The organism is Brevundimonas sp. DW-iso22 (assembly GCF_058725425.1).
This window is the reverse complement of the sequence record NZ_JBZXEB010000002.1, coordinates 463,985-488,879: the sequence shown is the minus strand read 5'-3', so window position 1 is coordinate 488,879 and position 24,895 is coordinate 463,985. Positions and strand designations below refer to the sequence as shown.

Here is a 24,895-nt window from a genome sequence, read left to right as displayed (position 1 = left end):
TCAGAACTGCGCACGATCGCGCATCCACTGTGAAAAAACCCATTTCTGGCCGGCGGTCGGCGGCAGGCCGGCGTGCACGGTGCGTGGGTCGATCTCTCCGTCGGCCAGGGTATTGGCCCACATGAGCGCCTCTCCCTTCCGCCCACGATGCCGGTGCCCTTCATGGGCGAAGGCGGTCTCGCCCCCCTCGAAATTGTCGTTCAGATAGATCAGACAGGTCGCAATCCTCTGCCCTCGCCGGGCCACGTCCTGCGCAAAGCCGGGGACGGCGGGATCCAGATAGTCGACATGCCAGTCGAACGTCTGGCCAACCTCATAATGCAGGACCTGGCTCCACTCCAGGCTGACCAACGGCATTCCGGCGGCATTGGCGATGCGGTGCCTGACCAGGGCAGTGATCACATCCATGGTGTCGAGATCGAACTGGGCCGAGGTATTCGTTCGTCCCTTTGACTGCTGTGCGTGCCCGGCATCGGCGTCGAAAACCGAAGCCGGATTGAGCGCCCCTCGTCCGCGAGATATCAGCCAGTCGCACATCGGTGCCGCCAGAAAGCCTGACATCAGCACCATCGCCGGACTTTCGGACAGCGTCTGGAGAGGGGGAGGGGTCAGCCAGTCCTGAAGATCGAACCGGCCTTCACCCATCCCGAGCAGCCGAACCTGCTCCTCGGCCAGGTCATGCCCCTGCCGCGCCGAGAGGGCCAGCAGCGTCAGTGCACTGTGCCAGTCCTGGGAGACGCCGATACCGTTTGCAGTCATGACGGCAAGGCGGTGGCTGGCTATCCCGTCGCCGCCGTGACTGGCGGTCTGGATTTCATCAAGGATTGGGCTGGAAGGCACGACCGGACGTTAGGCGTATTCTGGCCGCTCGCCAACCGAGACTGCCGCCTTACCCCTCCAGCGACACCACCGGCTGACGCGTCTCCAGCCTTCGTCCGGTCCGGCGCTTCAGCCAGGTCCGGATGCGGGTCTGAATCGGCGTGTCGATGACGAAGTGGAACAGGAAGGCAAAGGCGAAGGCCGCCACCACGCCCGCAACCCACAGCCCCCACTGCACCGCACCCGGCAGGGCAAACCGCGCGATCAGCACATTGGCGACGCCGAACCAGGCGATGCGTACCACCTCATTGGTGATGAACATGGAGAAGGAGACCTGGGCGGCCTTCTCGACCCATTTCGACGGGCGCGGCGTCGGAATGGCCCCCGCCGCCAGGATGATCAGCGAGATACAGACCAGCGACACCAGGGCGTGCTTGTCGAAATACTGGACGAAGGCCAGCGCCAGCGCGGCTACGATCCCGACCCATCCCGCCAGACGCGGCGCGATCCAGACCCTCTGTGCGAACCAGGCCAGCGCCATGCCCAGGAAGAACAGCGGCAGGGCGCGGATGAAGCCATAGCCCATCGGCATCTGATAGACGGGATAGCCCAGCAGGCTCCAGGTCATCTGGTTGACGACCAGATACAGCCCGACGCCCAGCGCCAGCGTGCTCCACGGCCCCAGTTTCGTCAGGCCGCGCAGGATCCACGGAAAACACAGATAACAGCCGATCAGGGCCGAGATGGACCAACTGGGCGCATTCCACCCCAGGCCGCCGGGCACGCCGAACGCCTGGGTCAGGGTCAGCTGGGCCGGCAGCTGGTCCCATCGGAACCACTCCGGTGCGCGCGGCGCGATGCCCATCGCCCCGCTGATCAGGATCAGCGCGACCAGCCCCAGCCCCATCATCAGATGCGCCGGATAGACCCGCAGAAACCGCTTCAGAAAGAAGTCCGTCGCCGACAGCGACCCCCTGGCCACCGACGCGCCATAAACCCGCATCAGCACATAGCCGCTGTCGATCAGGAAGAAGTTGGTCAGCAGGAACCCGCCCCGCTCGAACACCGGATGCACGCTGTCCGCCAGATGCACAGGCCCTGCGCCCTGGAAGTGATGCAGGATGATCAGGCTGGCCACAATGAAACGCAACGCATCCAGCCACCCCCCACGCACGATGGGCGGTGTCTCATTTCGGGTCGAAATCGCGGTCCAGGCCATGGCTGAAGCCTCCTTGGACCGGGGCGGCGCAAGGGGCGGGCCATGGGGTGCCATGGCTTGCGCCTGCCGTGCGACCACAGTGTATTCCCGACCCTGATAGTCCTGTCCCTTTGCGGTCAAAGTGGAGACACTGGACCCTGAAATCAGGTGCGAACTGGGCCTTGCATCGCCGTCCCCATACGCCAGATGTCATGAGGGGGACGTCATCGGTCTGACCGCGCTCCACGGGTCTTTGACAGGATGAAATCAACGCTGCGGCCGCCGGATTGAGGCCGGACAGCCAATGGCGGTCGCGCCCTGGGGACCGTTTTCCGACGGCCGATTTTTCCGTCGATAACCGGAGACATTGAACCCCTTACGCGACATCGCTAACGCCGCATTAACCATGGACCCGGCATTCCTTGCCCAGTTCGGGGCCGCTCTCGGCGGACATCCCCGTGCGCGTGTTTGTGGAGCGTGGGATGAACGGGGCGGAAGTTCTGGATGTGGGGCGCGATGCCCTGTGGCTGACGATCCAGCTGTGCGCGCCTGTGCTGCTGGTCGGCCTGGTCGTCGGCGTGGTCATCGGCCTGTTCCAGGCCCTGACCCAGATCCAGGAACAGACCCTCATCTATGCCCCCAAGATCATCGCCATCTTCGTGTCGCTGCTGCTGTTCCTGCCGCTGATGGGGGCGCTGCTGGGCGGCTTCATGCGCACCATCGCCGTGCGCATCGCCGGGATGTAGTGGAGCCCTACGCCACATCCGATCAGGTCTGGCAGGGCGCGCTGATCTTCGCACGGATCGGCGCGGTCTTGCTGATGATGCCCGGCATTGGGGAATCCTATGTGCCGCCGCGCATCCGCCTGTCGCTGGCCCTGGTCGTGACCCTGTGTCTGTGGCCGGTGGTGTCGGGTAGCCTGCCGGCCCTGCCGACCAGCCTTGGGGCCACCGTCGGCTGGATGCTGCGCGAGGTGCTGGTGGGGCTGGCGATCGGGACCATGCTGCGCATCTTCCTGACGTCCCTGTCCACGGCGGGGGAGGTGGTGTCGCTGCAGACCACGCTCAGCTTCGCCCAGACCGCCAACCCGTTGCAGGCCCAGCCGGGCACGACGATCTCGGCCTTTCTGCTGCTGCTGGGCACGACCCTGGTGTTCGCCACAAACACCCATCACCTTTTCATCGCCGGACTGGTGGGGTCGTACCGGCTGATCGCCCCGGTCCAGCCGCTGGCGACCGGCGACTTCGCCACCCTGGCGGTGCGGACCCTGGGCGAGAGCTTCCTGCTGGGCGTGCAACTGGCCGCGCCCGTCATGGTCTTTGCCCTGATCTTCAACCTGGCGTCCGGACTGGTCGGACGGGTCATGCCCCAGTTCCAGGTCTTCTTCGCCGCGGCCCCGCTCAGCATCATCCTGGGGCTGTCCGTCTTCGCCTTGAGCCTGGGGGTGGTGGGCACGATCTTCATCGATCGCTACCGCGCCCTGGCCGGACAGTTCACGGGAGGCGCCGGTGGCTGAAAGCGCCGATCCCGAGTCCAAGACAGAAGACGCCACCCCACGAAAACTCGAGGAGGCGCGCAAGAAGGGGGATGTCGCCAAATCCCCGGATGTCGCCTCCGCCCTTTCCCTGGCCGGTGCCGCCGCCGTGATCCTGATGGCCGGGGGCTGGTTCGCCACCTCCATGGCCGAGCAGTTCCTGCCCTTCATCGCCGCCCCCCACACGATGATGGGCGGGCTGAACACAGGTGCGGGGGTCGAGATCGGGGGCATCGCCCTTTGGGCCATCACCCCCTTCCTGGGCGCGGTCATGCTGGCGACCATCCTGGGCGGCGTGGGCGGCAACCTGGCCCAGTCCGGCATCATGTTCACGGGCGAGAAGCTGAAGCCCGACTGGTCCAAGGTGAACCCGCTAAAGGGTTTCAAACGCATCTTTGGCCCCGACGGCCTGGTCCAGTTCATCAAGACCTTCCTCAAGCTCCTGGCCGTGGTCGTGGTCTGCTGGCTGGTGCTGAAACCGCATGCGAACGAGCTGGCCAATATGGCGGCCATGTCCCCGGCCATGATCCTGCCGTTCACCCGCGACCTGGCGATCAGCCTGATGGTCTCCGCACTCGTCTTCCTCAGCTTCACCGCCGGCGTGGACTTCCTCTGGCAGAAATACCGCTTCGCCGAGCGGATGAAGATGACCAAGGAAGAGCTCAAGGAGGACTACAAGCAGTCCGAGGGCGACCCCCACGTCAAGGCCAAGCTGAAGCAGATCCGGGCCCAGCGCAGCCGCCAGCGCATGATGCAGGCGGTGCCCACCGCCACGGTCATCGTCACCAACCCGACGCACTTCTCGGTCGCCCTGCGCTACGAGGCGGGCGACGCGGCCCCGGTCTGTGTCGCCAAGGGCGTGGACGCCGTCGCCCTGCGCATCCGCGAGGTCGCGCGCGAGCACGCGGTGCCGATCGTGGAGAATGTGCCCCTGGCCCGCGCCCTCTACGCCGCCGTGGATGTCGACGAGACCATCCCGCGCGAGCATTTCGAGGCGGCCGCCAAGGTCATCGGCTTCGTCATGAACAAGCGCAAGAAACGCTGATCGTAACGGAACTTAACTCCCCGTTTACCACGTAGGCGGCAGTTTCTGCCTAGCGACCTGTTCGGTTCGCGCGTCGGGGTGGGCCCGTTTTAACTTAGGCGGTTTGAGTGGGCGGCTTTTCGTCGGCATTGCAGAGGTTCGGGGTCGGCAAGCTGGCCGTGCTGCTGGGCGTAGGCGCCGGCGTCGCGGTCGCGCTGGTCTATCTGATGATGCGCGTGGGCCAGGCCCCTGACGCCCTGCTGTACTCCAACCTGGATCTGCGCGAAGCCTCGGAGATCACCACGGCACTGGACGGTGCCGGGATCAAATACTCTTCGCGTGGCGACGGCTCGACCATCTTCGTCAGCCGCGATCAGGTGGGCGAGGCTCGCATGCTGGTGGCCGGCAAGGGCCTGGTGACCTCTGGCAGCGTCGGCTACGAGATCTTCGACGACCAGTCGGTCCTGGGCCAGACCGAGTTCCAGCAGAACCTCAACGAAAAGCGCGCGCTGGAAGGCGAGCTGGCCCGCACGATCATGAGCCTGCGCGGCATTACCTCGGCCCGCGTCATGATCGCCCTGCCGCCGCGCCAGCTGTTCCAGGCCTCGACGGCCGAGCCGACCGCCTCGGTGGTCGTGGGCGTGACGGGCGGCCAGCTGTCAGGGGCTCAAGTCCAGGCCATCCGCAATGTGGTGGCCTCCTCGGTCACCAATATGAAGCCCGAGCGGGTCACCCTGACCGACACCTCCAACCGCACCCTGGCGGCAGGCGCGGACGCAGGCGGTTTCAGCGCCGCCTCCGCCGAAGAGGCCAAGAGCTCGACCGAGGCCCAGCTTCAGGCCCGTATCAAGGATATCGTTGAAGGCGTCGTCGGCGTCGGGGCGGCCCGCGTCCAGGTCACCGCCGACATCGACCATAGCCGCTCCACCACCCAGCAGCAGGTCTATGACCCCGACGGGCAGGTTGTCCGCTCGACCTCGACCAATGGCTCCGAGAGCCAGGACACAACGGGCCAGGCCGACGGCGGGGCCACGGCGGTCAACAACATCCCCGGCGGTCAGGCCCCCAATGTCACGCCCATCGGCTCGACTGACACCCAGAACACCGAGACCACCAACTACGAAATCTCCAACACCACCACCACGACGGTGAAGGAGGCTGGAGAGGTCAAGAAGCTGGCCGTGGCCGTGGCCGTCGACGGCAAATATACGCCCCCCGCCAGCGGCGACGGCGAGCCGACCTATGCGCCAGTCTCCGAGGAAGACCGGGCCAAGATCGAGGCCTTGGTCAAGGCGGCGGTCGGCTTCAATGCTGAGCGCGGCGACATCGTCCAGGTGACGGCCGTCCGCTTCAACCGCGACACGGCGGCGGTCGGCGGCGAGGAGGCGGGCTCCTCGATGTTCAGCTTCACCAAGGACGACATCATGCGCGGTGTCGAACTGTTGGTCTTGCTGATCACAGGACTGCTGCTGATTTTCTTCGTGCTGCGTCCTCTGCTGAAAACGGCGACGGGCGGGGGTGGAGGTAGTCCGCAGTTGGCCGGCGCAGGGGGTGTACCGGTGACCAGCCTGCAGACCTCGATCGTCAACGGGGCGGCTGATCCTGGCCAGCAGTTCCTGCCGCGCTCGGAGATGGACGATCGGCTCGACATCGCCCGCATCGAGGGTCAGGTGAAGGCCTCGTCGATCAAGAAGGTCGCCGAGTTCGTGGAGAAACATCCGGAGGAATCCACCTCTATCCTCCGCTCCTGGGTGCATGAAGGCTGATGGCCGCCCGCCTGGTCAACAAGAAGCCTGCAGTAGAGGACGCCAGGAAGCTGACGGGGCCCGAAAAGGCCGCTGTCATCCTGCTGTCGCTGGGCGAGGATCACACCCGTCTGTGGCAGAGTCTGGACGACGAGGAGATCAAGGAAATCTCTCAGGCCATGGCCGGTCTGGGTACCGTCACGGCCGCCGTGGTCGAGGAACTGCTGATCGAATTCGTCGCCGGGATGAGCGGTTCCGGCTCGGTGATGGGCAGCTTCGAACAGACCCAGAAACTGCTGGCATCCTTCATGCCGGGCGACCGGGTCGAAGGCCTGATGGAGGAAATCCGGGGTCCCGCCGGCCGGACGATGTGGGACAAGCTGGGCAATGTGAACGAGGCGGTTCTCGCCAACTATCTGAAGAACGAGTACCCCCAGACGGTCGCCGTCGTCCTGTCAAAGATCAAGCCAGAGCACGCGGCCCGTGTCCTGACCAGCCTGCCCGAGGACTTCGCCCTGGAGTGCGTGCAGCGGATGCTGCGTATGGAGCCGGTCCAACGCGAGATACTCGACAAGATCGAACAGACGCTGCGCACCGAGTTCATGTCCAACCTGGCCCGTACGTCCAAGCGCGACAGCCACGAGATGATGGCCGACATCTTCAACAGCTTCGACCGTCAGACCGAGGCCCGCTTCATAGGGGCTCTGGAAGAGCGCAACCGCGAGGCCGCCGAACGTATCCGCGCCCTCATGTTTGTCTTTGAGGATCTTTCAAAGCTGGATCCTGGCGGCGTCCAGACGCTGTTGCGTGCGGTCGAGAAGGATTCACTGGGCCTGGCCCTTAAGGGAGCGTCGGAATCCCTTCGCGAAATGTTCTTCTCCAACATGAGCGAGCGTGCCGCCAAGATCATGCGCGAGGACATGGAGGGCATGGGGCCTGTGCGTCTGAAGGACGTCGACCAGGCCCAGATGGCCATGGTTCAGGTGGCCAAGGACCTGGCGGCCAAGGGCGACATCATGCTGGTGGGTCAGGGCGGCGACGACGAGTTGATCTACTGACATGACCCCCCAACCGCTCAGCACCCCATTTTCTTTCGACACCGAGTTCGACTCGCTCGGCGATGTCGTGCGCGCCTCCTCTTACCGTCCCGCCAAGCGCGCCTGGACGGGCCCGGAAGTGGAAGCCCTGGTTGCCCAGGCCCGTGCCGAGGCGCGTCAGATCGCCATGGACGAGGTCGAAAGCCTGCAAGCCATGGCCCTGTCGACCATCGGCCAGGCGTTGGCCGCGTCGGCCCCGGCCCTGACGCTGGTCGCCCAGACCCACCGCGAGCAGTCCGCGGCCCTGGCCATGACGGCGGCGCGTGTGGTGTGTGCCGCCGCTCTCGACCGCTATCCGGCCGCGCCGATCCAGGCCGCGCTGGAAGCCCTGGGCCAGGAGATCGACGCCTCTCCGCGCCTGGTCATCCGCGCCGGCGATCTGACGGACCAGACCCGCGCGCGGATCGAACAACTGTGCACGGACGCGGGCTTCTCTGGCGTCGTGGCCTTCCGTGACGAGGCCGGCATGGCTCCCGCCGCCTTCCAGCTGGAATGGGCCGACGGGCGAGCCGAGTTCGACGTCGACGCCACCTTCGCCCGCATGACTGAGGCCTTGAACTCAGCCCTGGCGGCTGACGCCGGGCACGCCGACAGGCTCGCACCCCACAACCTCACCGAAGGGAGGCCGTAATGGCATCCGACACCATGGCTCTGGAGGAGTTTGGCGACTCCACCGCGATCACCGTCAATGACGAGGCGACCGACAAGACGGCCCACGACCTGGCCCCCGTCTTCGATGTGCCGGTCAACATCTCGGCGGTGCTGGGCAAGGCGCACATGACGGTGGCGCAACTGCTGAAGCTGAACCGAGGCTCGGTGCTGGAGCTGGACCGCAAGGTCGGCGAGGCCATCGACATCTTCGTCAACAACCGCCTGGTCGCGCGAGGCGAGGTCGTCGTGGTCGAGGACCGGCTGGGCGTGACCATGACGGAAATCATCAAGACCGAAGACAGCAACGCCTGACGGCGTTGAACCCCGGCCCCTGACACGGGCCATCGTGCGTTGGATGTGAAGGAGAAGACCCATGCGGCTTCTGGTGGTTGGAAGGCTCAGCGGACAGCTGGCGACGGCAGTGAAGATGGCCATGGCGCATGGTGCCAAGGTCAGCCACGTCGAGCGCGGCGATCAGGCGACCGAGCAACTGCGTCGGGGGCAGGGTGCCGACCTGCTGATGGTCGACTATCGCGTCGACATCGCCGCACTGATCGCGGCGAACGAGAACGAGCGAATTCATGTGCCGGTCGTGGCCTGCGGGGTCGATGCCGATGCGACGGACGCCGCCAATGCCATCCGCGCCGGTGCCAAGGAGTTCATCCCCCTGCCGCCGGACGCTGACCTGATCGCTGCGGTCCTGTCCGCCGTGGCGGACGACGACCGACCCCTGATCTCGGCCGACCCGGCGATGAAGGCCGTGATCGGACTGGCCGACCAGGTCGCGCGGTCGGAAGCCTCCATCCTGATCACCGGCGAAAGCGGCGTCGGCAAGGAAGTCATGGCGCGCTACATGCACGTCAACTCGCGCCGTGCCGACAAGCCGTTCATCAGCGTCAACTGCGCCGCCATCCCCGACAACCTGCTGGAATCCGAGTTGTTCGGGCACGAGAAGGGGGCCTTCACCGGCGCCATGGCCCGCCGCATCGGCAAGTTCGAAGAGGCTGACGGCGGCACCCTGCTGCTGGACGAAATCTCGGAGATGGACGTCCGGCTTCAGGCCAAGCTGCTGCGCGCCATTCAGGAGCGGGTGATCGACCGCGTCGGTGGCACCAAGCCGGTGCCCGTAAATATCCGCATCATCGCCACCTCCAACCGCGACCTGGCCAAATCTGTGGCCGAGGGGACGTTCCGGGAAGACCTGCTGTATCGCCTGAATGTCGTGAATCTGCGTCTGCCCGCGCTGCGTGAGCGTCCAGGCGATATCGCCGTCCTGGCCGATCACTTCGTCAAGAAATACGCCGCCGCCAACGGCGTGCCGGTGCGTCCGGTCTCTGCCGATGCCCGCCGGGCTCTGGTCTCGCACCGCTGGAACGGCAATGTGCGGGAGCTGGAAAACGCCATGCACCGCGCGGTTTTGCTGGCCGTCGGACCCGAGATCGACGTCGATGCCATCCGCCTGCCGGACGGTCAGCCGTTGAGCGCCGGATCGCATGGTGCGGCTCCGGATGCCGGCTTTGCCGGACGCGCGGCCCAGGTCGCCGACACCGTCACCCGCGCCCATGTCGGCCAGACCGTGGCGCAGATGGAGAAGACGCTGATCCTGGATACCCTGTCGCACTGCCTGGGCAATCGCACCCATGCCGCCACCATACTGGGTATCTCGATCCGCACCCTGCGCAACAAGCTGAACGAATATGCCGACGAGGGCACCAGCATCCCCGCGCCCCAGTCCGGCATCGCCGCCAGCGGCTACGCGGCAGCCTGATCCGATGACCTTTTCGATGGACCGCAGAAGCGTCCTGACCAGCCTGGGCGCGCTGGGCGTCATGGGCTGTTCGCCCGCACCAGCGACGCCGCCTGCGCCGCAGGATCAGCCAGCGCGCCCGGCCGTGGCGATGCAGGCCTTCGACCTGTCGGCCCTGGAGCGTCGCAACGGCGGACGCCTGGGCTTTGTGGCTCTGGATACCGGAACGGGCCGCAGCCTGGGCTGGCGCGGTGACGAGCGGTTCGTCTACTGCTCGACCTTCAAGATGTATCTGGCCGCCGCCATCCTGATGCGGGTGCAAGCGGGTCAGGAGCGGCTGGATCGCGCCATCCCGATCACCTCCGCCGACATGGTCAGCCATGCGCCGGTCACCGAACCCGCTGTTGGCAGCAGCCTGACGGTCGAGCAACTGATGAAGGGGACGGTCGAGGTCAGCGACAACCCCGCAGCCAATATTCTGCTGAAAGCCATGGGCGGCATGGAGCCCATGCAGGCCTTCTATCGCGGTCTCGGCGACACCAGCACGCGGGCCGACCGGTTCGAGCCCGAGATGAACCGTCTGGACGGCGACAAGGACACGATCACGCCGGCCCAGTCGGTGGCGAACATGCAGCGGCTGTTCCTCGACCCGGCCTCGCCTCTGACAGAAGAGTCGCAAAGACGGCTTCTGCGCTGGATGACCGACACTCCGACCGGCATGGACCGACTGAAGGGCGGCGTTCCCTCCGGCTGGCGCGTGGCCCACAAGACGGGCACGTGCGGCTATGGTCCGACCAATGACATCGGTCTGATCTATCCGCCTAACGGCAAGCCAATCGTCGTCGCGGCTTATTATCACGCTACGCGCGAGACTTCTGACGCCCAGAACGCCGCAGTGATCGCGCAGGCCACCCGCATGGCGCTCGCCGCCCTCGGCCACACCGCATGACCGACGTCCCTGCCTCCAACGGCATGATGAAGGACGGCATGGCCCGGCCGACCGGCAAGGACATGCTGGGCTGGATCGCGCGGGGCGAGGTCGGCATGGCGGTGGGCGTCATCGGCGTCATCCTGCTGCTGATCCTGCCTGTGCCCAAGATGCTGCTGGACCTGCTCCTGGCGATCTCGCTGGTCTCGTCCGTGCTGATCCTGATGACGGCCGTGATGATGAAGCGGCCGCTGGACTTCGCCATCTTCCCGACGGTGCTGCTGGTCTCGACCCTGTTCCGGCTGGGCCTTAACCTGGCGTCGACGCGGCTGGTGCTGACGCACGGGCACGAAGGGCACGGCTCGGCCGGTCAGGTGATCGAGGCGTTCGGGGCCCTGATGATGGGCGGCAGCTTCATCATCGGCATCATCATCTTCGCCATCATCCTGGTGGTGAATTTCGTCGTCATCACCAAGGGCTCGACCCGCATCGCCGAGGTCTCGGCCCGCTTCACCCTGGACTCCATGCCGGGCAAGCAGATGGCCATCGATGCCGACTTGTCCAGCGGCCTGATCGACGAGGAGACGGCCAAGCTGCGCCGCAAGGAACTGGAGCAGGAGTCCACCTTCTTCGGGGCCATGGACGGTGCGTCCAAATTCGTGCGCGGCGATGCCGTCGCGGGCCTGATCATCGTCTTCATCAACGCCATCGGCGGCATTCTGATCGGCACCATCCAGCACAGCCTGCCGATCGGCGAGGCGGCCAATACCTATGTGTCGCTGACCGTCGGCGACGGCCTGGTGACCCAGGTCCCGGCCATCATCATTTCCATTGCCGCGGGCTTCCTGGTCTCAAAGGCGGGCGTCGAGGGCACGGCTGACAAGGCCCTGGTCAAGCAACTGGCCACCAATCCGGTCAGCCTGGGCGTCGTGGCCGCCGCCTCGGCCCTGATCGGGGTCATCCCCGGCATGCCGATCATTCCGTTCTTCGCCCTGGCGGCGGGCGCAGGCTTCATGGCGTGGAAGCTGGGCCGCGACCGGCTGAAGCCCCAACCGACCGAGGCCGAGATCGCTGCCGCGACCGCCAAGCCCAAGGAAGACGTCGAGGAGCCCATTGGGACCGCCCTGACCATTGATGAGGTCAAGATCGAGCTGGGGTATTCGCTGTTGTCGCTGATCAACGATCTGGAGGGGCGTCGCCTGACCGATCAGGTCAAGGCCCTGCGCCGTTCGCTGGCCCAGGAGTACGGCTTCGTCATGCCGTCGGTGCGCATCCTCGACAACATGCGGCTGGGCACCCAGTCCTATGCCATCCGCATCAAGGAGATGGAGGCCGGAACCGGCGAGGTGCGTCTGGGCTCGCTGATGGCCATGGACCCGGCGGGGCGTCAGGTCGAACTGCCCGGCGATCACACGCGCGAGCCTGCCTTCGGCCTGCCCGCCACCTGGATCGACGAAAGCCTGCGCGAAGAGGCGACGTTCAGGGGCTATACCATCGTCGACCCCTCGACCGTTCTGACGACCCACCTGACCGAAATCCTCAAGGAGAATATGGCCGACCTGCTGTCCTATGCGGAGGTGCAGAAGCTGCTGAAGGAACTGGGGACGGAAGAGAAGAAGCTGGTCGACGAGCTGATCCCCTCGGTCGTCACCGTGACGACCCTGCAACGGGTGCTGCAGTCGCTGCTGCGCGAGAAGGTCTCGATCCGCGATCTGGGGGCCATTCTGGAAGGCCTGGCCGAGGCCGCGCCACATACCAGTTCGGTGACCACCCTGGTCGAGCATGTGCGCGGGCGTCTGGCGCGTCAGCTGTGCTGGCAGCACAAGGGCGACGACGGAGCTCTGCCGATCGTCACCCTGTCGCCGGAATGGGAAGCCGCCTTTGCCGAGGCCCTTGTCGGTCAGGGCGAGGACAAGCAGCTCGCCATGGCTCCGAGCCGTCTCCAAGACTTCATCCGCGCCGTCCGCGACGTCTTCGAGCGCGCCGCCATGTCGGGCGAAAGCGCGGTCCTGCTGACCGGGCCTCAGGTCAGGCCCTATGTCCGCTCGATCATCGAACGCTTCCGCGGTCAGACCGTGGTCATGAGCCAAAATGAGGTCCATCCGCGCGCACGTCTGCGCACAATCGGCAGCGTCTGAGCGGTAAATTGCCCTAACAGCCAAGCCTGTGTCGGAAACCCGACTGGACAGGACGCAGCACCCCGCTAAAGCTGCGCCGATGGCTCCTGCGTTCCGACCCAATCTTTCGGCCCTGAGCCAGTTCCTGCGCACGCCATCAGTGGGCCGCACGGTCGTGGCCCTTTTATCGGTCGCCCTGATCCTGCTGCTTCTGGTCAATCTGACGGTCTTCGTCATGACCCGCCGGACGGCGGACTTCAACGAAACGGTGGACCATGCGCAAGAGGCCCGACTGGTCTCGCAGCAGGTCCTGAACCGGCTGGTCGATGCGGAGACTGGCCAGCGCGGTTTCATGCTGACAGCGCAGCCCAGCTATCTGGCTATACACAGCGAGGCCGTTGCCGAACTACCAGGGCTGTTGACCACCCTGTCGGGGCTAACAGTAGCCGATCCGCAACTGGCCCCGCGGGTAGAGCGCGTTCGTGAGCTTTCTGATGAGCGTCTTGGGGTAATGGAACGCAGCATCGCCCTGGCGCGGACCGGACGCATCGGCGAGGCCGTCTCTGTCGTGCGCGGCGGCGAGGGCAAGGGCCTTATGGACCAGATGCGGATCGAGATCGCCGCCATCGATACCTTGCAGGCCAGCCGTGTCCGGCAGCTGACGCGCGAATCGGAAGCGATGGCCAACTTTACGCTGGGCGTCAATGTCCTTGCCGGACTGCTGATCCTGATCCTGGGCGGCATCGTGGGTTGGATCGTCCGTCGTTATCTGATGGACATGCGCGACGCCCAGGTGGCTATGGACCGTCTGAACGCTGGCCTGGAGAACCAGGTCCGCGACCGGACCGCCGCCCTTTCGCGCGCCAACGATGAAATCCAGCGCTTCGCCTATATCGTCAGCCACGACCTGCGGGCCCCACTGGTCAATGTCATGGGCTATACGTCCGAGCTGGAGCAGGCTGGCAAAATCATCGATCGCCAGATGACGGCCGTCGAAACCAAGGTGCCGGAGATCGTCGAGAACGACGCCCTGATCGCCGTACGCGAGGATGTGCCCGAGGCCATCGGCTTCATCCGGGCCTCGACCGCCAAGATGGACCGTTTGATCAATGCCATCCTGAAGCTGTCGCGCGAGGGTCGCCGCAGTCCTGTCTCCGAAGTCCTGCCTATGGCAGAGATCGTGCAGGCCATCGCCAACAGCGTTCATCATCAGACCGACGCCGCCGATGCGGAAATCGTGGTTGAAGAGCTTCCCACTATCCAGAGCGACCGGCTGTCGATCGAGCAGATCTTCGGCAATCTGGTCGATAACGCCGTGAAGTATCTGGAGCCGTCGCGTCCGGGGCGTATCGTCGTGTCGGGGGAAGTCTCGGGTGATGAGGTCACCTATCGCGTGACCGACAACGGGCGCGGTGTCTCGGACCGCGACCACGAGCGCATCTTCGAGCTGTTCCGCCGGTCCGGCCGACAGGATCGCCCGGGCGAGGGTCTGGGCCTGGCCTTTGTCCGCAACAGCGTGCGCCGCCTGGGTGGCACCATCGATCTGGAGTCGGAGTTGGGCAAAGGCTCGACTTTCGTGCTGAAATTCCCCAAACGCCTCGTCCTTTCGGAAACCGGAGACCTGTCATGAGCAGCGCAGTCAAGATCGTGATGGTCGAAGACGACCACGGCCACGCCAGGCTGATCGAGAAAAACATCCGCCGTGCCAACATCTCCAACGAGATCGTCCACTTCGACGAGGGTGGTGCCGCCATCGACTATCTGTTCAGCGAGGAGGTGCGGGCCAACGGCCCCATGCTGATCCTGCTGGACCTGAACCTGCCGGACATGTCGGGCACGGACATCCTGGCGCGGGTCAAGGGCGACGACCGGCTGCGCCGCGCGCCCGTGGTCGTGCTGACCACAACCGACGACAAGGTCGAGATCCAGCGCTGCTATGATCTGGGCTGTAATGTCTACATCACCAAGCCGGTGGACTATGAGAGCTTTGCCGACGCCATCCGTCAGCTGGGCCTGTTCCTTTCGGTCATGCAGTCGCCGGACATCGAGTAGCCGCACCTTGAGCGAGACCCCTCCCATCCGCCTGCTCTACATCGACGACGACCGCGGCCTGTCGCGGCTGGTCGAGAAGGAGTTCGGCCGTCACGGCTATGTCGTCACCTGGGCCCCCGACGGCGAGGCCGGGCTGGAGCGACTGCGGGGGGGCGAGGTTTTCGACGTCTGCGCCCTGGATCACTACATGCCGGGCCGAGACGGGCTGGACGTGCTGCCGGACATCCTGGCGCTGGAGGCTCCGCCGCCGGTCGTCTACGTCACCGGGGCCCAGGATGGGCGGATCGCCGTGGCCGCACTGCGGGCGGGGGCAGCCGACTATGTCATCAAGGACGTGTCGGAGGATTTCACCACCCTGCTGCGCAATGCCGTCGAGGACGCGCTGAACCGGCGACGTCTGCAGCGCGAGAACGACGAGGCGCACGAACAGGTCCGCATGGCGCGTGACCGGGCCGAGGCCATGCTGCACGAGGTCAATCACCGGGTCGGCAACTCGCTTCAGCTGGTCTCCAGCTTCATGTCGCTGCAATTGCGGCATCTGGTCGATGAAGGTGCACGCGCGGCTCTGAAGGAATCCCAGGCTCGGATCGAGGCCGTCGCCCATGTGCACCGCCGCCTCTACACCTCGGGCGACATGTCGTCGGTGGCCATGGACGAATATCTGGAAGGCCTGATCGACGAACTGGGCAAGTCGCTGGGACCGGACGAAACGTCACCCCGGCTGGTGCTTGACGTCGCCCCCATGCGGGTCACGACCGACCAGGCCGTGTCGCTGGGCGTCGTGGTCACCGAACTGGTCACCAATGCCGTGAAATACGCCTATGGCCCCGATCAGGGAGGCGAAATCCGTATCATCCTTAAAGCCGACGGCGAGGGCCGCGCCCTGCTGACCGTCGAGGACGACGGCCCCGGCATGGGCGACGGCAAGCCCAAGGGCACCGGCTTGGGTGGCAAGATCGTCTCGGCCATGGCGTCTGGCCTGCGCTCGGCGGTGGAGTTCGACGGCGCTCACAAGGGCGTGCGGGCCCGTCTGGCCTTCGATCTCTGACCATGGGCGTCGCCTTGCAATTCGGTCAGGCCCAGCCTGGCGTTACCCATCTATGGCGGACCACGGCGTTCGGCCTGGTGTTCCATGACGGCAAGCTGGCGTGCGTACGCGTCGACCGCGGCGAAGGCAGCTACTATGACTTGCCGGGCGGTGCCGTGGATGGTGACGAAACCGAGGAACAGGCTCTGGTGCGCGAGTTCGTTGAGGAGACGGGCATGACCGTCCGCCCCTCCGCGCGGATCGGTGAGGCGGCGCAGTATTTCCTGAAATCTGACGGCGCCCCCATCAACAATGTCGGCGGCTTCTGGCTCGCGGAGCAGGTTTCGCTGGACCCGGCGTCCAAGGTCGAGGCAGATCATGAGCTAGTCTGGCTGCACCCGCACACGGCCTTGAGTGAACTTCGCCATGATGCCCATGCCTGGGCCGTGGCGACCTGGCTGCGACGAAACGCCGGGGCCTGATCCGGCCAGTTTCCCAAGTTTCGCGGAACCAGAGACAGGCCGGCGGGTTCATTGATCATCGCGACGCCGCAATGGTGTCCTTTTGAATCAAGGAGTTACTCATGGCTGATCAAGATCAATTCAAGGGTGCCGCCAAAGAAGCCGGCGGCAACGTCAAGGAAGGCCTCGGCAAGTTGACGGGCAATGAAAAGCTTCAGGCTGAAGGCAAGGCCGACCAGGTCGAAGGCGCAGTTCAGAAGAAAGTCGGCGACGTAAAGTCCGACCTCAAGTCCTGATAGCTTCTACCTCGTGATTGTCGAAGACGCCGCCCGCTCCCCCGGGCGGCGTTTTCTTTTATACCGCTCAGTCGTCCCCGAACAGCTTGATCCGCAGGCCCTGGCTTTCGCTCTCGCCCGGCCGCGTCGATGTGCAGTTCTCGGTATAGGCCACCCCGCCCTGGGGCAGGCGGGTCGGCCGCGTCTCGCAGCGCCGATCCGCCAGATCAGGTCCTGCCGGTACGCTTCGCGCAGTGCTGCAGTCGAGCGCAAAACCTCCGGTGCGAGGATCTGGTTGGCACCGTTCGCTTTGGGCAGCAGGCCTGAGCCCATCCGGCAAAGCATCGCCCAGACCGGCGGCCAGCACCGTCCTCACCCGGAACTGACAGTCTTCGAGCGTCTCGCTGGATGCGCGGACATAGGGGCTGCATTCAGCACGTTCATACCCATAGGGATCGGCCCTGGCCGCCTCGGGCAGTACAGGGCGAGGCGCGGCTGGTGCCTCGATGGGGGGGACGATCGGCGTGGTCCAGACCACCTGGCCCTGAACGTTCGGAGCAGGCGCGGCCTGTTGCAGCAGAATGGCGAAGACGATGGCGATCATGGTCGAACGCTCCGGAATAGCGGCCCCTCACATCACGCCGTGGCCCGCGTTCCAGAATCTACCGTGTCAGGGCGCGCATGGCCTTGTCCAGCCCGTCGATGGTCAGGGGATACATGCGATTGTCCATGACCTCGCGGATCAGGCCCACCGAGGCGGAATAGCTCCAGTATTTCTCCGGCGACGGGTTCAGCCAGGCCGACTTGTCCCACTGCTGGCGGGCGCGTTTCAGCCAGACGGCCCCGGCCTCCTCATTCCAGTGCTCGACCGAACCGCCGGGCATGGTGATCTCATAGGGGGACATGGTCGCGTCGCCGACGAAGATGGCGCGCCAGTCGCCGCCGTACTTGTTCAGCACCTCCCAGGTCGGAATCTTCTCATTGTGCCGACGCCGGTTGTCCTTCCAAACGCCCTCGTACAGGCAGTTATGGAAGTAAAAGAACTCCAGATGCTTGAACTCGGTCCTGGCTGCCGAGAACAACTCCTCGCACAGCTTTACATGAGCATCCATCGAGCCGCCGATGTCGAGGAACAGCACCACCTTGATGGTATTGCGTCGCTCGGGCCGCATCTGGATGTCCAGCCAGCCCTGGCGCGCCGTCCCGTCGATCGTGCCGTCGATGTCCAGTTCGTCCGCCGCCCCCTGACGGGCAAAGCGGCGCAGGCGGCGCAGGGCGATCTTGATGTTGCGGGTGCCCAATTCGACGCTGTCGTCCAGATTGCGGTATTCGCGCTTTTCCCAGACCTTGACCGCGCGGCCCTGCTTGGCCGGTCCGCCGATGCGCACGCCCTCGGGGTTGTAGCCGCCGTGGCCGAACGGGCTGGTGCCGCCCGTGCCGACCCATTTGTTGCCGCCCTCGTGCCGCTTCTGCTGTTCTTCCAGACGCTGTTTCAGCGTCTCCATCAGCTTGTCGAAGCCGCCCAGCGCCTCGATCTGGGCCTTCTCCTCGTCGCTAAGAAACCTCTCGTTCAGCAGCCGCAGCCAGTCCTCCGGCACATCGACGCTCGGCTCATGGCCCGCGCCAACGGTTTCGATGCCCTTGAACACCTTGCCGAAAACCTGATCGAAACGATCGTAGTGTTTTTCGTCCTTGACCAGCACTGCCCGCGACAGATGGTAGAAGTCCTCGACCCGGCCGCCGGCCACGTCCCGGTCCATGGCCTCCATCAGGTGCAGCCATTCCTTGGTCGAAACCGGAACCTTGGCGTCGCGCAGGGCAGTGAAAAAGGGCAGGAGCATGTGCGCAAACTGGACCCTGCTCAGCCTCGCCGCAAGATGAACTCATGGTCGGTCCAGCGACCGACGGGATAGTCATACTCCCCCGCCTTCTCGAAGCCGTAGGCCGCGTAAAGCTTCTGAGCCTTCTCGTTACCGCTCCAGACACCGATCCAGAGAGGGCCGTCGGTATGAGCCTCCATCCAGGCCAGCGCGAGGGCCAGCAGCTTTGTGCCCAGGCCCATGCCTTGCGCGGCCCTCGACACATAGAGGCGGCGCAGCTCCGCATGGCTGGCACGGCCGTCCGGGTGGGGCAGGGTGTTGGGGCCGGTGTTGGCGAAAGCCAGCAACTGGCCGTCCGCGCCTTCCGCCACCCACCAGCCGCTGCCGGGCTCCTGCATCTTCCTGCGCGTCGCCTCCGGGCTGAAGCTGTCGTCGAGGAAGGCCTCCAGGTCGTCAGCAGGGTAGGGGATACCAAATCCAGTCACGAAGGTGTCGACGAACGTCTGGCGGCCCAGCGCACCCAAGGCGGCGGCGTCATCAAGGGTTGGGGTGCGGATCGTGGCGTCGGTCATCCCCTGGCGATAAGGCTTGCGCAGACAGGCGACAAGGGCGCGGAGGGGCCCTATCCTGATGCTCATGAGCGTACCCCTGTTCACCCATCCCGACATGATCGCCCACCAGCCCGGAGCGGGTCACCCCGAGCGGCCCGAACGGCTGGCGGCGGTGCTGGCGGCCCTGGCTGATGCCGGACTGGATCGCGACACGCGGGCGGCGACGGAAGCCTCGGTTGAGGATCTGGAACGGCTTCACCCGGCCGATTATGTCGCGCGCCTGATCGGCGCCTCGCCCGCGACGGGTCTGGCCCAGTTGGATGCCGACACCATCCTGTCGCCGGGCAGCATCCGTGCGGCCCGCCTGTCCGCCGGGGCCATCGTCGATGCGGTGCGCGCCATCGCGCGGGGCGAGACGAACCGCGCCTTCGCCGCCGTGCGTCCGCCAGGCCACCACGCGGAGCCGGATCGCGCCATGGGCTTCTGCCTGTTCTCCAATGTCGCCGTGGCTGCACGGGTGGCGCAGAGCGAGGGGATGGCCCGTGTCGCCGTCATCGATTTCGACGTCCACCACGGCAACGGCACCCAGGCCGCGTTCGAAAACGACGATAGTCTGTTCCTGGGCTCCATCCACCAGATGCCGCTCTATCCCGGCACCGGCGCGGCGTCGGAGACAGGCGTGGGCAATATCGTCAATGTGCCGGTCCCGCCCCATTCGGCGCGCGAGGCCTGGCGCGCCAGTTTCTCCGGCGGGCTGATGCCGGCGCTGGACGCGTTTCGGCCCGACCTGATCTTGATCTCCGCCGGGTTCGACGCCCATCGCCGCGATCCCCTGGCGCATCAGTCGCTGGAAGCAGAGGATTTCGCCTGGGCCACCCGGGCCGTGATCGAGGTCGCGCGCGCCCGTTGCGGCGGAAAGGTTGCGGCCTCGCTCGAGGGCGGTTACGACCTAGAGGGGCTCGGCCGTTCGGCCCAGGCCCACGTCCAGGCGTTGGGGGAGGACTAAGGGTCGGATCGTGTTCGCTTTATCCGCCTGTTGCTCATGTCGAACCCCGCCGTTGATTCTCCTCCGATAGAGAAGGTGTCCGCTGTCGCTCCCGTGCGGCCCGGTGCCATTACGCTTGCCCGACACGGCGAACCGGCCTTGTCCCGCCAATGCCTGCTGACCTCGGACCAGTATCGCGACTGGTGGGCCAAATATGAGGTTGGTGGGCTGAAAGAAGGGCAGACCCCTCCCGCCGATCTGCTGGCTACGGCCCAAGGCGCGGGCGTCATATACGCCTCGACCCGCCGCCGGGCCCAGGAAACGGCCTCCGCCATCTCGGCCGGGCGCGAGGTGTTGTCGGACGTGCTATTTATCGAGGCTCCCCTGCCGCCGCCCCATTTCCCCAGCTGGTTCAAGCTGCCGCCTAAATACTGGGGCGCGGTCGCCCGCTTCTGGTGGCATGCGTTCGACCACCACGAAGGTCAGGAAACCCGGACCCAGGCCGAGGCCCGGGCCGAGGCTGCCGCCCGCGCCCTGATCGCCCGCGCGGAAACCGGCGAGGACGTACTGGTCCTGGCCCACGGCTATTTCAACCACATGGTCGGCAGGCGGCTGAAGGCCGACGGCTGGTCGCTGGTTCACAACCAGGGCTTCAGATACTGGTCCCAGCGGCGGTACGAAAAAAGCTGAGGGGTTCTTTTTGGCCTGTCGTCTATCGGCTGCTTGAGGCCGAAATCCCCGTTGAAGCGAATGCGCGGCCCCTCTAGGGTCGCCGACGATGACCGACGTGACCCCTCTTTCCGCCGACCTCAGCTTCGAAGACGCACTGCAGCGTCTGGAGCAGATCGTGTCCAAGCTTGAATCCGGCCAGGCCCCGCTGGAAGAGTCCATCGCCCTGTACGAAGAAGGGGCGCGGCTGAAAGCGCATTGCGAAACGCGACTGAAGGCGGCCCAGCTGCGGGTCGAGAAGATCGTGGTCGGCCCCGACGGTCAGGCGAAGGGCACCGAACCGGCCGAGTTCGGCTGATGCTCGCCCCCGCGCCCCAGATTACCTTCGACGACTTCATGAAGGTCGACATCCGCATTGGACGGGTCGTCGCCGCAGAGCCTTTTCCTGAGGCGCGCAAGCCCGCCTACAAACTGAACATCGACTTCGGCCCGGACATCGGCGTCAAGCGGTCCTCGGCCCAGATCACAGTGCACTACACCTTGGACGAACTGGTCGGCCGCAAGGTGGCCGCCGTGGTGAATTTCCCGCCCCGCCAGATCGGGCCGGTCATGTCCGAGGTGCTGACCCTGGGTTTCCCCGACGCAGACGGCGAGGTGGTCCTGGTCGGCGTCGATCGTGACGCCGTGGTCGGAGGGCGTCTGTTTTGATCTCGCCCCCCGTCGCCCTGCATGCTGCCAACTCGCCCGAGCAGGGCGTGATCGACCGTGTGGCCCAGGTCGCCGATCTGGTTACTGTGGCCCTGGATCAGTTGCTGCCCCGAGCCGATGGTCCCGAATCCCGACTGACCGAGGCCATGCGCTATGCGGCACTGGGGCCCGGTAAGCGGTTGCGGCCTTTCTTCGCCATCGAGGCGGCGTCGCTGTTCGATATCGAGGAACAACCTGTCCTGCGCGCCGCCTGCGCCCTGGAATGCGTCCATGCCTACAGTCTGGTGCACGACGACCTGCCCGCCATGGACAATGACGACATGCGGCGCGGTCGGCCCACGCTGCACAAGGCCTATGACGAGGCCACGGCCATCCTGGCGGGCGATGCGCTTCAGACCGCTGCCTTCGACATCATCCTGCACCCCGACACCCACGAGGACGCCGAAATCCGCTGCGATCTGGCCGCGCGGCTTTCGCTGGCCTCGGGCGCGCGCGGCATGGCCGGGGGGCAGATGATCGACCTGCTGGGCGTGCGCGACGACCTGGGCGGGGTGGCCCGCATGCAGCGGCTGAAGACCGGGGCCCTGTTCACCTATGCCTTCGAGATTCCCCTGATCATCGCCCGTGCCCGCGACAGCCATGTCCAGGCCCTGACCAGCTTCGCGCATGACATCGGCCTGGCCTATCAGATCGTCGACGACCTGTTGGATGTCGAGGGCGACGAGGACATCCTGGGCAAGGCGGCCAATAAGGATGCGGCCCAGGGCAAGACCAATTTCGTCACCCTGCTGGGCGTCGAGGCGGCGCGGCACAGGGTCGCGCATCTGGCCGATCAGGCCCGTTCTCACCTGAATGTCTTCGGCTCCGATGCCGAAATCCTCAAGGCGAGTGTGGACTTCGTGCTAAAGCGCAGGTCCTGATAGGAAACGTCCGGCCCGTTCGCGGGTTCTGAAGTCCGTGCCGTCGCCCAAGGTTTTTGAATGCCCGTTACCCCGTTGCTCGACCAGGTTACCTTTCCCGCTGACACGCGCGGGTTCGATATTCCACAGCTGCGTCAGCTGGCGGACGAGGTCCGGGCCGAGACTATCGACGCCGTCTCAGTCACCGGAGGGCATCTGGGCGCGGGTCTGGGCGTCGTCGAATTGACCGTCGCCCTGCACCATGTTTTCGAGACGCCCAGGGACATTCTGATCTGGGACGTCGGGCATCAGTGCTATCCGCACAAGATCCTGACCGGCCGTCGCGACCGCATCCGCACCCTGCGCCAGCCCGGCGGGCTGTCGGGCTTCACTAAGCGCAGCGAGAGCGAATACGACCCGTTCGGCGCGGCCCATGCCTCGACGTCGATCAGCGCGGCGCTCGGCTTCGCCGCTGCCCGCGATCAGAAGGGCGAGCATAACCGCGTCGTAGCCGTCATCGGCGACGGCTCCATGTCCGCCGGCATGGCCTATGAGGCGATGAACAATGCCGCCGAGACGACCAACGGCCAGCTGATGGTCATCCTGAACGACAACGACATGTCCATCGCGCCGCCCGTCGGCGGGATGAGCGCCTATCTGGCCAAACAGGTCTCGGGCGGGGCCTATCAGAACTTCCGCCGCCTGGGCAAAAAGGTCGCCGAACACATGCCGCGCCCGTTCCGCAATGCGGCGCGCAAGGCCGAGGAATATGCCCGCGGCATGATCACCGGCGGCACCTTCTTCGAGGAGCTGGGCTTCTACTACATCGGCCCCGTCGACGGCCACGACATGGACAATCTGGTCCCGATTCTTAAGAACGCCGCCGCCATCACCGATCGCCCGGTGGTCGTCCATGTCGTGACCCAGAAGGGCAAAGGCTATGCCCCGGCCGAGAGCAGCGCGGACAAGCTGCACGCCGTGGTCAAGTTCGACGTCGTCTCCGGCAAACAGTCCAAGAGCGTCTCCAACGCCCCTAGCTACACCAAGGTGTTCGGCACCGAACTGATCAAGCGGGCCAAGATCGACCCGTCCATCGTCGCCATCACCGCCGCCATGCCGTCCGGGACCGGTCTGGACCTGTTCGGTCAGGCCTTCCCCGAGCGCACCTATGACGTCGGCATCGCCGAACAGCATGCCGTGACCTTCGCCGCCGGTCTGGCCGCCGACGGGATGAAGCCGGTCTGCGCCATCTATTCGACCTTCCTTCAGCGCGGCTATGACCAAGTGGTCCACGACGTGGCCATCCAGAAACTACCCGTACGCTTCGCCATGGACCGCGCCGGTCTGGTCGGGGCCGACGGCGCGACCCATGCCGGCTCGTTCGACATCGGCTATATGGGCGCGCTGCCCGGCATGGTGCTTATGGCCGCCGCCGACGAGGCCGATCTGGCCGCCATGATCGCTACCAGCCTGGAGATCGACGACCGCCCGTCGGCCTTCCGCTATCCGCGCGGCGATGGCGTGGGGGTGGAGATTCCTGAACTGGCCGCCCCGCTGGAGATCGGCAAGGGGCGCATCGTGCGCGAGGGCACCTCGGTGGCCATCCTGTCCCTGGGCACCCGCTTGCAGGAATCGCTCAAGGCCGCCGATCTGCTGGCCGCCCGCGGGGTGTCGGCCACCGTCGCCGACGCCCGCTTCGCCAAGCCGCTGGACGCCGACTTGATCCTGCGTTTGGCGCGCGAGCACGAATGCCTGATTACGGTGGAGGAGGGGGCCATGGGTGGTTTTGGTGCCTTCGTCCTGCAACTGTTGGCCGAGAAGGGGGCACTGGATACGGGGCTGAAGATTCGCACCCTGCACCTGCCCGACATCTTCCAGGATCAGGATACGCCCGCCGCCATGTATGCGACGGCGGGGCTGAACGCCGACCATATCGCAGTCGCGGCCTTGCAGGCTCTGGGCGTCGGGGCTGATCGGGGCGCTGTACGCGCCTGACACCCTCTCACTGGTGGTGAATTGACCGCTGGGGCTGACAATCACAGCGACCCTTCGCCACGGCCACGAAGGGACGCAACAAACGACCCGCTTTTCAACGAGATATCGAATTTCGCGCCGTCTTGACCAATCAAGGTCTCGCCTATAGGTTCCGCGCCGAATTCAGACCCCCTGTGACGCCCGTCTTTCGGCGTCAGTGTCGCAGTGCTGAGGCCATCATGTCCCTGCCACCAGAATCGCGCGAAGAGGCAATCGCACGCCTCAACCGAAGCGCTTCTGATCTGGAGACGCGCACCACCCGCGAGGTTTCGGCCGAGCTGGCGGGGCAGAAGGTATCGAGCGAGGCCTACAAGATTATCGCCGAGCTTCTCGGGGGTGTCTTCATCGGCCTGGGAGCGGGTTTTCTCGTGGATCGGTTCTTCGGAACCAACCCGTGGGGCATCATCGGCGGAGTCCTTCTGGGCTTTGCCTTGTCGATTTACATGGCGCGTCGCACAGCCAACCGGCTGATGGCGCAGGCCAAGGCGTCAAGTGTCACGGCTCAGGCTGTGCCGTTCGACGACGAAGCCGAAGAAGACCAGGAGCGATAGGCG

The 24,895-nt window shown here is 65.5% G+C and carries 27 protein-coding genes; 22 read left to right on the top strand and 5 right to left on the bottom strand.

Annotated features, from left to right (window positions below):
- Nucleotides 1-840: a 2OG-Fe(II) oxygenase gene (locus AC4PRM_RS02370; protein WP_373255911.1), complete on the bottom strand. Its 840-nt coding sequence runs from the start codon at nucleotides 838-840 to the stop codon at nucleotides 1-3.
- Between the two features lie 49 nt (nucleotides 841-889).
- Nucleotides 890-2,038: an acyltransferase family protein gene (locus AC4PRM_RS02365; protein ID WP_492038641.1), complete on the bottom strand. Its 1,149-nt coding sequence runs from the start codon at nucleotides 2,036-2,038 to the stop codon at nucleotides 890-892.
- A gap of 461 nt (nucleotides 2,039-2,499) precedes the next feature.
- Between AC4PRM_RS02365 and fliQ the strand changes: the two genes are divergently transcribed.
- The 15 genes from fliQ to AC4PRM_RS02290 all read left to right on the top strand — a co-directional run bounded on the left by fliQ (nucleotide 2,500) and on the right by AC4PRM_RS02290 (nucleotide 16,696).
- Nucleotides 2,500-2,763 carry a flagellar biosynthesis protein FliQ gene (gene fliQ / locus AC4PRM_RS02360; RefSeq protein WP_373255908.1) on the top strand — a complete coding sequence of 88 codons (264 nt, stop codon included), beginning with the start codon at nucleotides 2,500-2,502 and terminating at the stop codon, nucleotides 2,761-2,763.
- Nucleotides 2,763-3,533, top strand: coding sequence for a flagellar biosynthetic protein FliR (fliR, locus tag AC4PRM_RS02355; protein ID WP_487922885.1), 771 nt, complete (start codon nucleotides 2,763-2,765; stop codon nucleotides 3,531-3,533). Before fliQ ends, fliR begins: the two co-directional genes overlap by 1 nt.
- Nucleotides 3,526-4,596: a flagellar biosynthesis protein FlhB gene (gene flhB / locus AC4PRM_RS02350; protein WP_492038640.1), complete on the top strand. Its 1,071-nt coding sequence runs from the start codon at nucleotides 3,526-3,528 to the stop codon at nucleotides 4,594-4,596. Before fliR ends, flhB begins: the two co-directional genes overlap by 8 nt.
- 107 nt (nucleotides 4,597-4,703) lie before the next feature.
- A complete protein-coding gene (gene fliF / locus AC4PRM_RS02345; protein WP_487922886.1) occupies nucleotides 4,704-6,341 on the top strand; it encodes a flagellar basal-body MS-ring/collar protein FliF in 1,638 nt (545 codons plus the stop codon).
- The gene (gene fliG / locus AC4PRM_RS02340; RefSeq protein WP_373255904.1) at nucleotides 6,341-7,378 is read left to right on the top strand and encodes a flagellar motor switch protein FliG; all 1,038 of its coding nucleotides are present in this window, start codon (nucleotides 6,341-6,343) and stop codon (nucleotides 7,376-7,378) included. Before fliF ends, fliG begins: the two co-directional genes overlap by 1 nt.
- Before the next feature lies 1 nt (nucleotide 7,379).
- Nucleotides 7,380-8,048 carry a FliH/SctL family protein gene (locus AC4PRM_RS02335; RefSeq protein WP_373255903.1) on the top strand — a complete coding sequence of 223 codons (669 nt, stop codon included), beginning with the start codon at nucleotides 7,380-7,382 and terminating at the stop codon, nucleotides 8,046-8,048.
- Nucleotides 8,048-8,380, top strand: a complete 333-nt coding sequence (gene fliN, locus AC4PRM_RS02330) for a flagellar motor switch protein FliN (protein ID WP_373255902.1) — start codon at nucleotides 8,048-8,050, stop codon at nucleotides 8,378-8,380. The genes AC4PRM_RS02335 and fliN overlap by 1 nt, the downstream gene beginning before the upstream one ends.
- Before the next feature lie 61 nt (nucleotides 8,381-8,441).
- Nucleotides 8,442-9,836: a sigma-54-dependent transcriptional regulator FlbD gene (gene flbD / locus AC4PRM_RS02325; RefSeq protein WP_373255901.1), complete on the top strand. Its 1,395-nt coding sequence runs from the start codon at nucleotides 8,442-8,444 to the stop codon at nucleotides 9,834-9,836.
- Nucleotides 9,837-9,852: 16 nt separating this feature from the next.
- Nucleotides 9,853-10,764 (top strand): class A beta-lactamase, encoded by a 912-nt coding sequence (gene bla / locus AC4PRM_RS02320; protein WP_492038639.1) that lies wholly within the window; start codon nucleotides 9,853-9,855, stop codon nucleotides 10,762-10,764.
- Nucleotides 10,761-12,881, top strand: a complete 2,121-nt coding sequence (flhA, locus tag AC4PRM_RS02315; RefSeq protein WP_492038638.1) for a flagellar biosynthesis protein FlhA — start codon at nucleotides 10,761-10,763, stop codon at nucleotides 12,879-12,881. Before bla ends, flhA begins: the two co-directional genes overlap by 4 nt.
- 79 nt (nucleotides 12,882-12,960) lie before the next feature.
- Nucleotides 12,961-14,490 carry a sensor histidine kinase gene (locus tag AC4PRM_RS02310; RefSeq protein ID WP_492038637.1) on the top strand — a complete coding sequence of 510 codons (1,530 nt, stop codon included), beginning with the start codon at nucleotides 12,961-12,963 and terminating at the stop codon, nucleotides 14,488-14,490.
- A complete protein-coding gene (locus AC4PRM_RS02305) occupies nucleotides 14,487-14,912 on the top strand; it encodes a response regulator (RefSeq protein ID WP_373255897.1) in 426 nt (141 codons plus the stop codon). The genes AC4PRM_RS02310 and AC4PRM_RS02305 overlap by 4 nt, the downstream gene beginning before the upstream one ends.
- A 7-nt stretch (nucleotides 14,913-14,919) precedes the next feature.
- Nucleotides 14,920-15,960 carry a sensor histidine kinase gene (locus AC4PRM_RS02300; RefSeq protein ID WP_373255896.1) on the top strand — a complete coding sequence of 347 codons (1,041 nt, stop codon included), beginning with the start codon at nucleotides 14,920-14,922 and terminating at the stop codon, nucleotides 15,958-15,960.
- Nucleotides 15,961-15,962: 2 nt separating this feature from the next.
- Nucleotides 15,963-16,421 carry an NUDIX domain-containing protein gene (locus AC4PRM_RS02295; RefSeq protein ID WP_487922892.1) on the top strand — a complete coding sequence of 153 codons (459 nt, stop codon included), beginning with the start codon at nucleotides 15,963-15,965 and terminating at the stop codon, nucleotides 16,419-16,421.
- A gap of 101 nt (nucleotides 16,422-16,522) precedes the next feature.
- The gene (locus AC4PRM_RS02290; protein ID WP_373255894.1) at nucleotides 16,523-16,696 is read left to right on the top strand and encodes a CsbD family protein; all 174 of its coding nucleotides are present in this window, start codon (nucleotides 16,523-16,525) and stop codon (nucleotides 16,694-16,696) included.
- Nucleotides 16,697-16,763: 67 nt separating this feature from the next.
- On the opposite strand, the gene AC4PRM_RS02285 is transcribed toward AC4PRM_RS02290, so the two are convergent.
- The 3 genes from AC4PRM_RS02285 to AC4PRM_RS02275 are packed head-to-tail and all read right to left on the bottom strand — an operon-like array spanning nucleotide 16,764 to nucleotide 19,133.
- Entirely contained in the window at nucleotides 16,764-17,279 is a 516-nt protein-coding gene (locus AC4PRM_RS02285) for a hypothetical protein (RefSeq protein ID WP_492038636.1), read from the bottom strand.
- A gap of 58 nt (nucleotides 17,280-17,337) precedes the next feature.
- Nucleotides 17,338-18,516, bottom strand: coding sequence for a vWA domain-containing protein (locus AC4PRM_RS02280; protein WP_492038635.1), 1,179 nt, complete (start codon nucleotides 18,514-18,516; stop codon nucleotides 17,338-17,340).
- A gap of 20 nt (nucleotides 18,517-18,536) precedes the next feature.
- Nucleotides 18,537-19,133: a GNAT family N-acetyltransferase gene (locus tag AC4PRM_RS02275; RefSeq protein ID WP_492038634.1), complete on the bottom strand. Its 597-nt coding sequence runs from the start codon at nucleotides 19,131-19,133 to the stop codon at nucleotides 18,537-18,539.
- On the opposite strand from AC4PRM_RS02275, the gene AC4PRM_RS02270 reads away from it, so the two are divergent.
- The 7 genes from AC4PRM_RS02270 (at nucleotide 19,132) to AC4PRM_RS02240 (ending at nucleotide 24,892) form a co-directional block, all read left to right on the top strand.
- The gene (locus AC4PRM_RS02270) at nucleotides 19,132-20,052 is read left to right on the top strand and encodes a histone deacetylase family protein (RefSeq protein ID WP_492038633.1); all 921 of its coding nucleotides are present in this window, start codon (nucleotides 19,132-19,134) and stop codon (nucleotides 20,050-20,052) included. The genes AC4PRM_RS02275 and AC4PRM_RS02270 overlap by 2 nt on opposite strands.
- A 36-nt stretch (nucleotides 20,053-20,088) precedes the next feature.
- Nucleotides 20,089-20,721: a histidine phosphatase family protein gene (locus tag AC4PRM_RS02265; RefSeq protein WP_373255889.1), complete on the top strand. Its 633-nt coding sequence runs from the start codon at nucleotides 20,089-20,091 to the stop codon at nucleotides 20,719-20,721.
- Between the two features lie 88 nt (nucleotides 20,722-20,809).
- Nucleotides 20,810-21,058 (top strand): exodeoxyribonuclease VII small subunit, encoded by a 249-nt coding sequence (locus AC4PRM_RS02260; protein WP_373255888.1) that lies wholly within the window; start codon nucleotides 20,810-20,812, stop codon nucleotides 21,056-21,058.
- On the top strand, nucleotides 21,058-21,408 hold the full coding sequence (locus AC4PRM_RS02255; RefSeq protein ID WP_487922897.1) for a tRNA-binding protein: 351 nt from the start codon (nucleotides 21,058-21,060) through the stop codon (nucleotides 21,406-21,408). Before AC4PRM_RS02260 ends, AC4PRM_RS02255 begins: the two co-directional genes overlap by 1 nt.
- 47 nt (nucleotides 21,409-21,455) lie before the next feature.
- Nucleotides 21,456-22,328: a polyprenyl synthetase family protein gene (locus tag AC4PRM_RS02250; RefSeq protein WP_487923008.1), complete on the top strand. Its 873-nt coding sequence runs from the start codon at nucleotides 21,456-21,458 to the stop codon at nucleotides 22,326-22,328.
- Between the two features lie 60 nt (nucleotides 22,329-22,388).
- Nucleotides 22,389-24,302 (top strand): 1-deoxy-D-xylulose-5-phosphate synthase, encoded by a 1,914-nt coding sequence (gene dxs, locus AC4PRM_RS02245; RefSeq protein ID WP_492038632.1) that lies wholly within the window; start codon nucleotides 22,389-22,391, stop codon nucleotides 24,300-24,302.
- A gap of 218 nt (nucleotides 24,303-24,520) precedes the next feature.
- Nucleotides 24,521-24,892 carry an AtpZ/AtpI family protein gene (locus tag AC4PRM_RS02240; RefSeq protein ID WP_492038631.1) on the top strand — a complete coding sequence of 124 codons (372 nt, stop codon included), beginning with the start codon at nucleotides 24,521-24,523 and terminating at the stop codon, nucleotides 24,890-24,892.
- Nucleotides 24,893-24,895 lie beyond the last annotated feature (3 nt).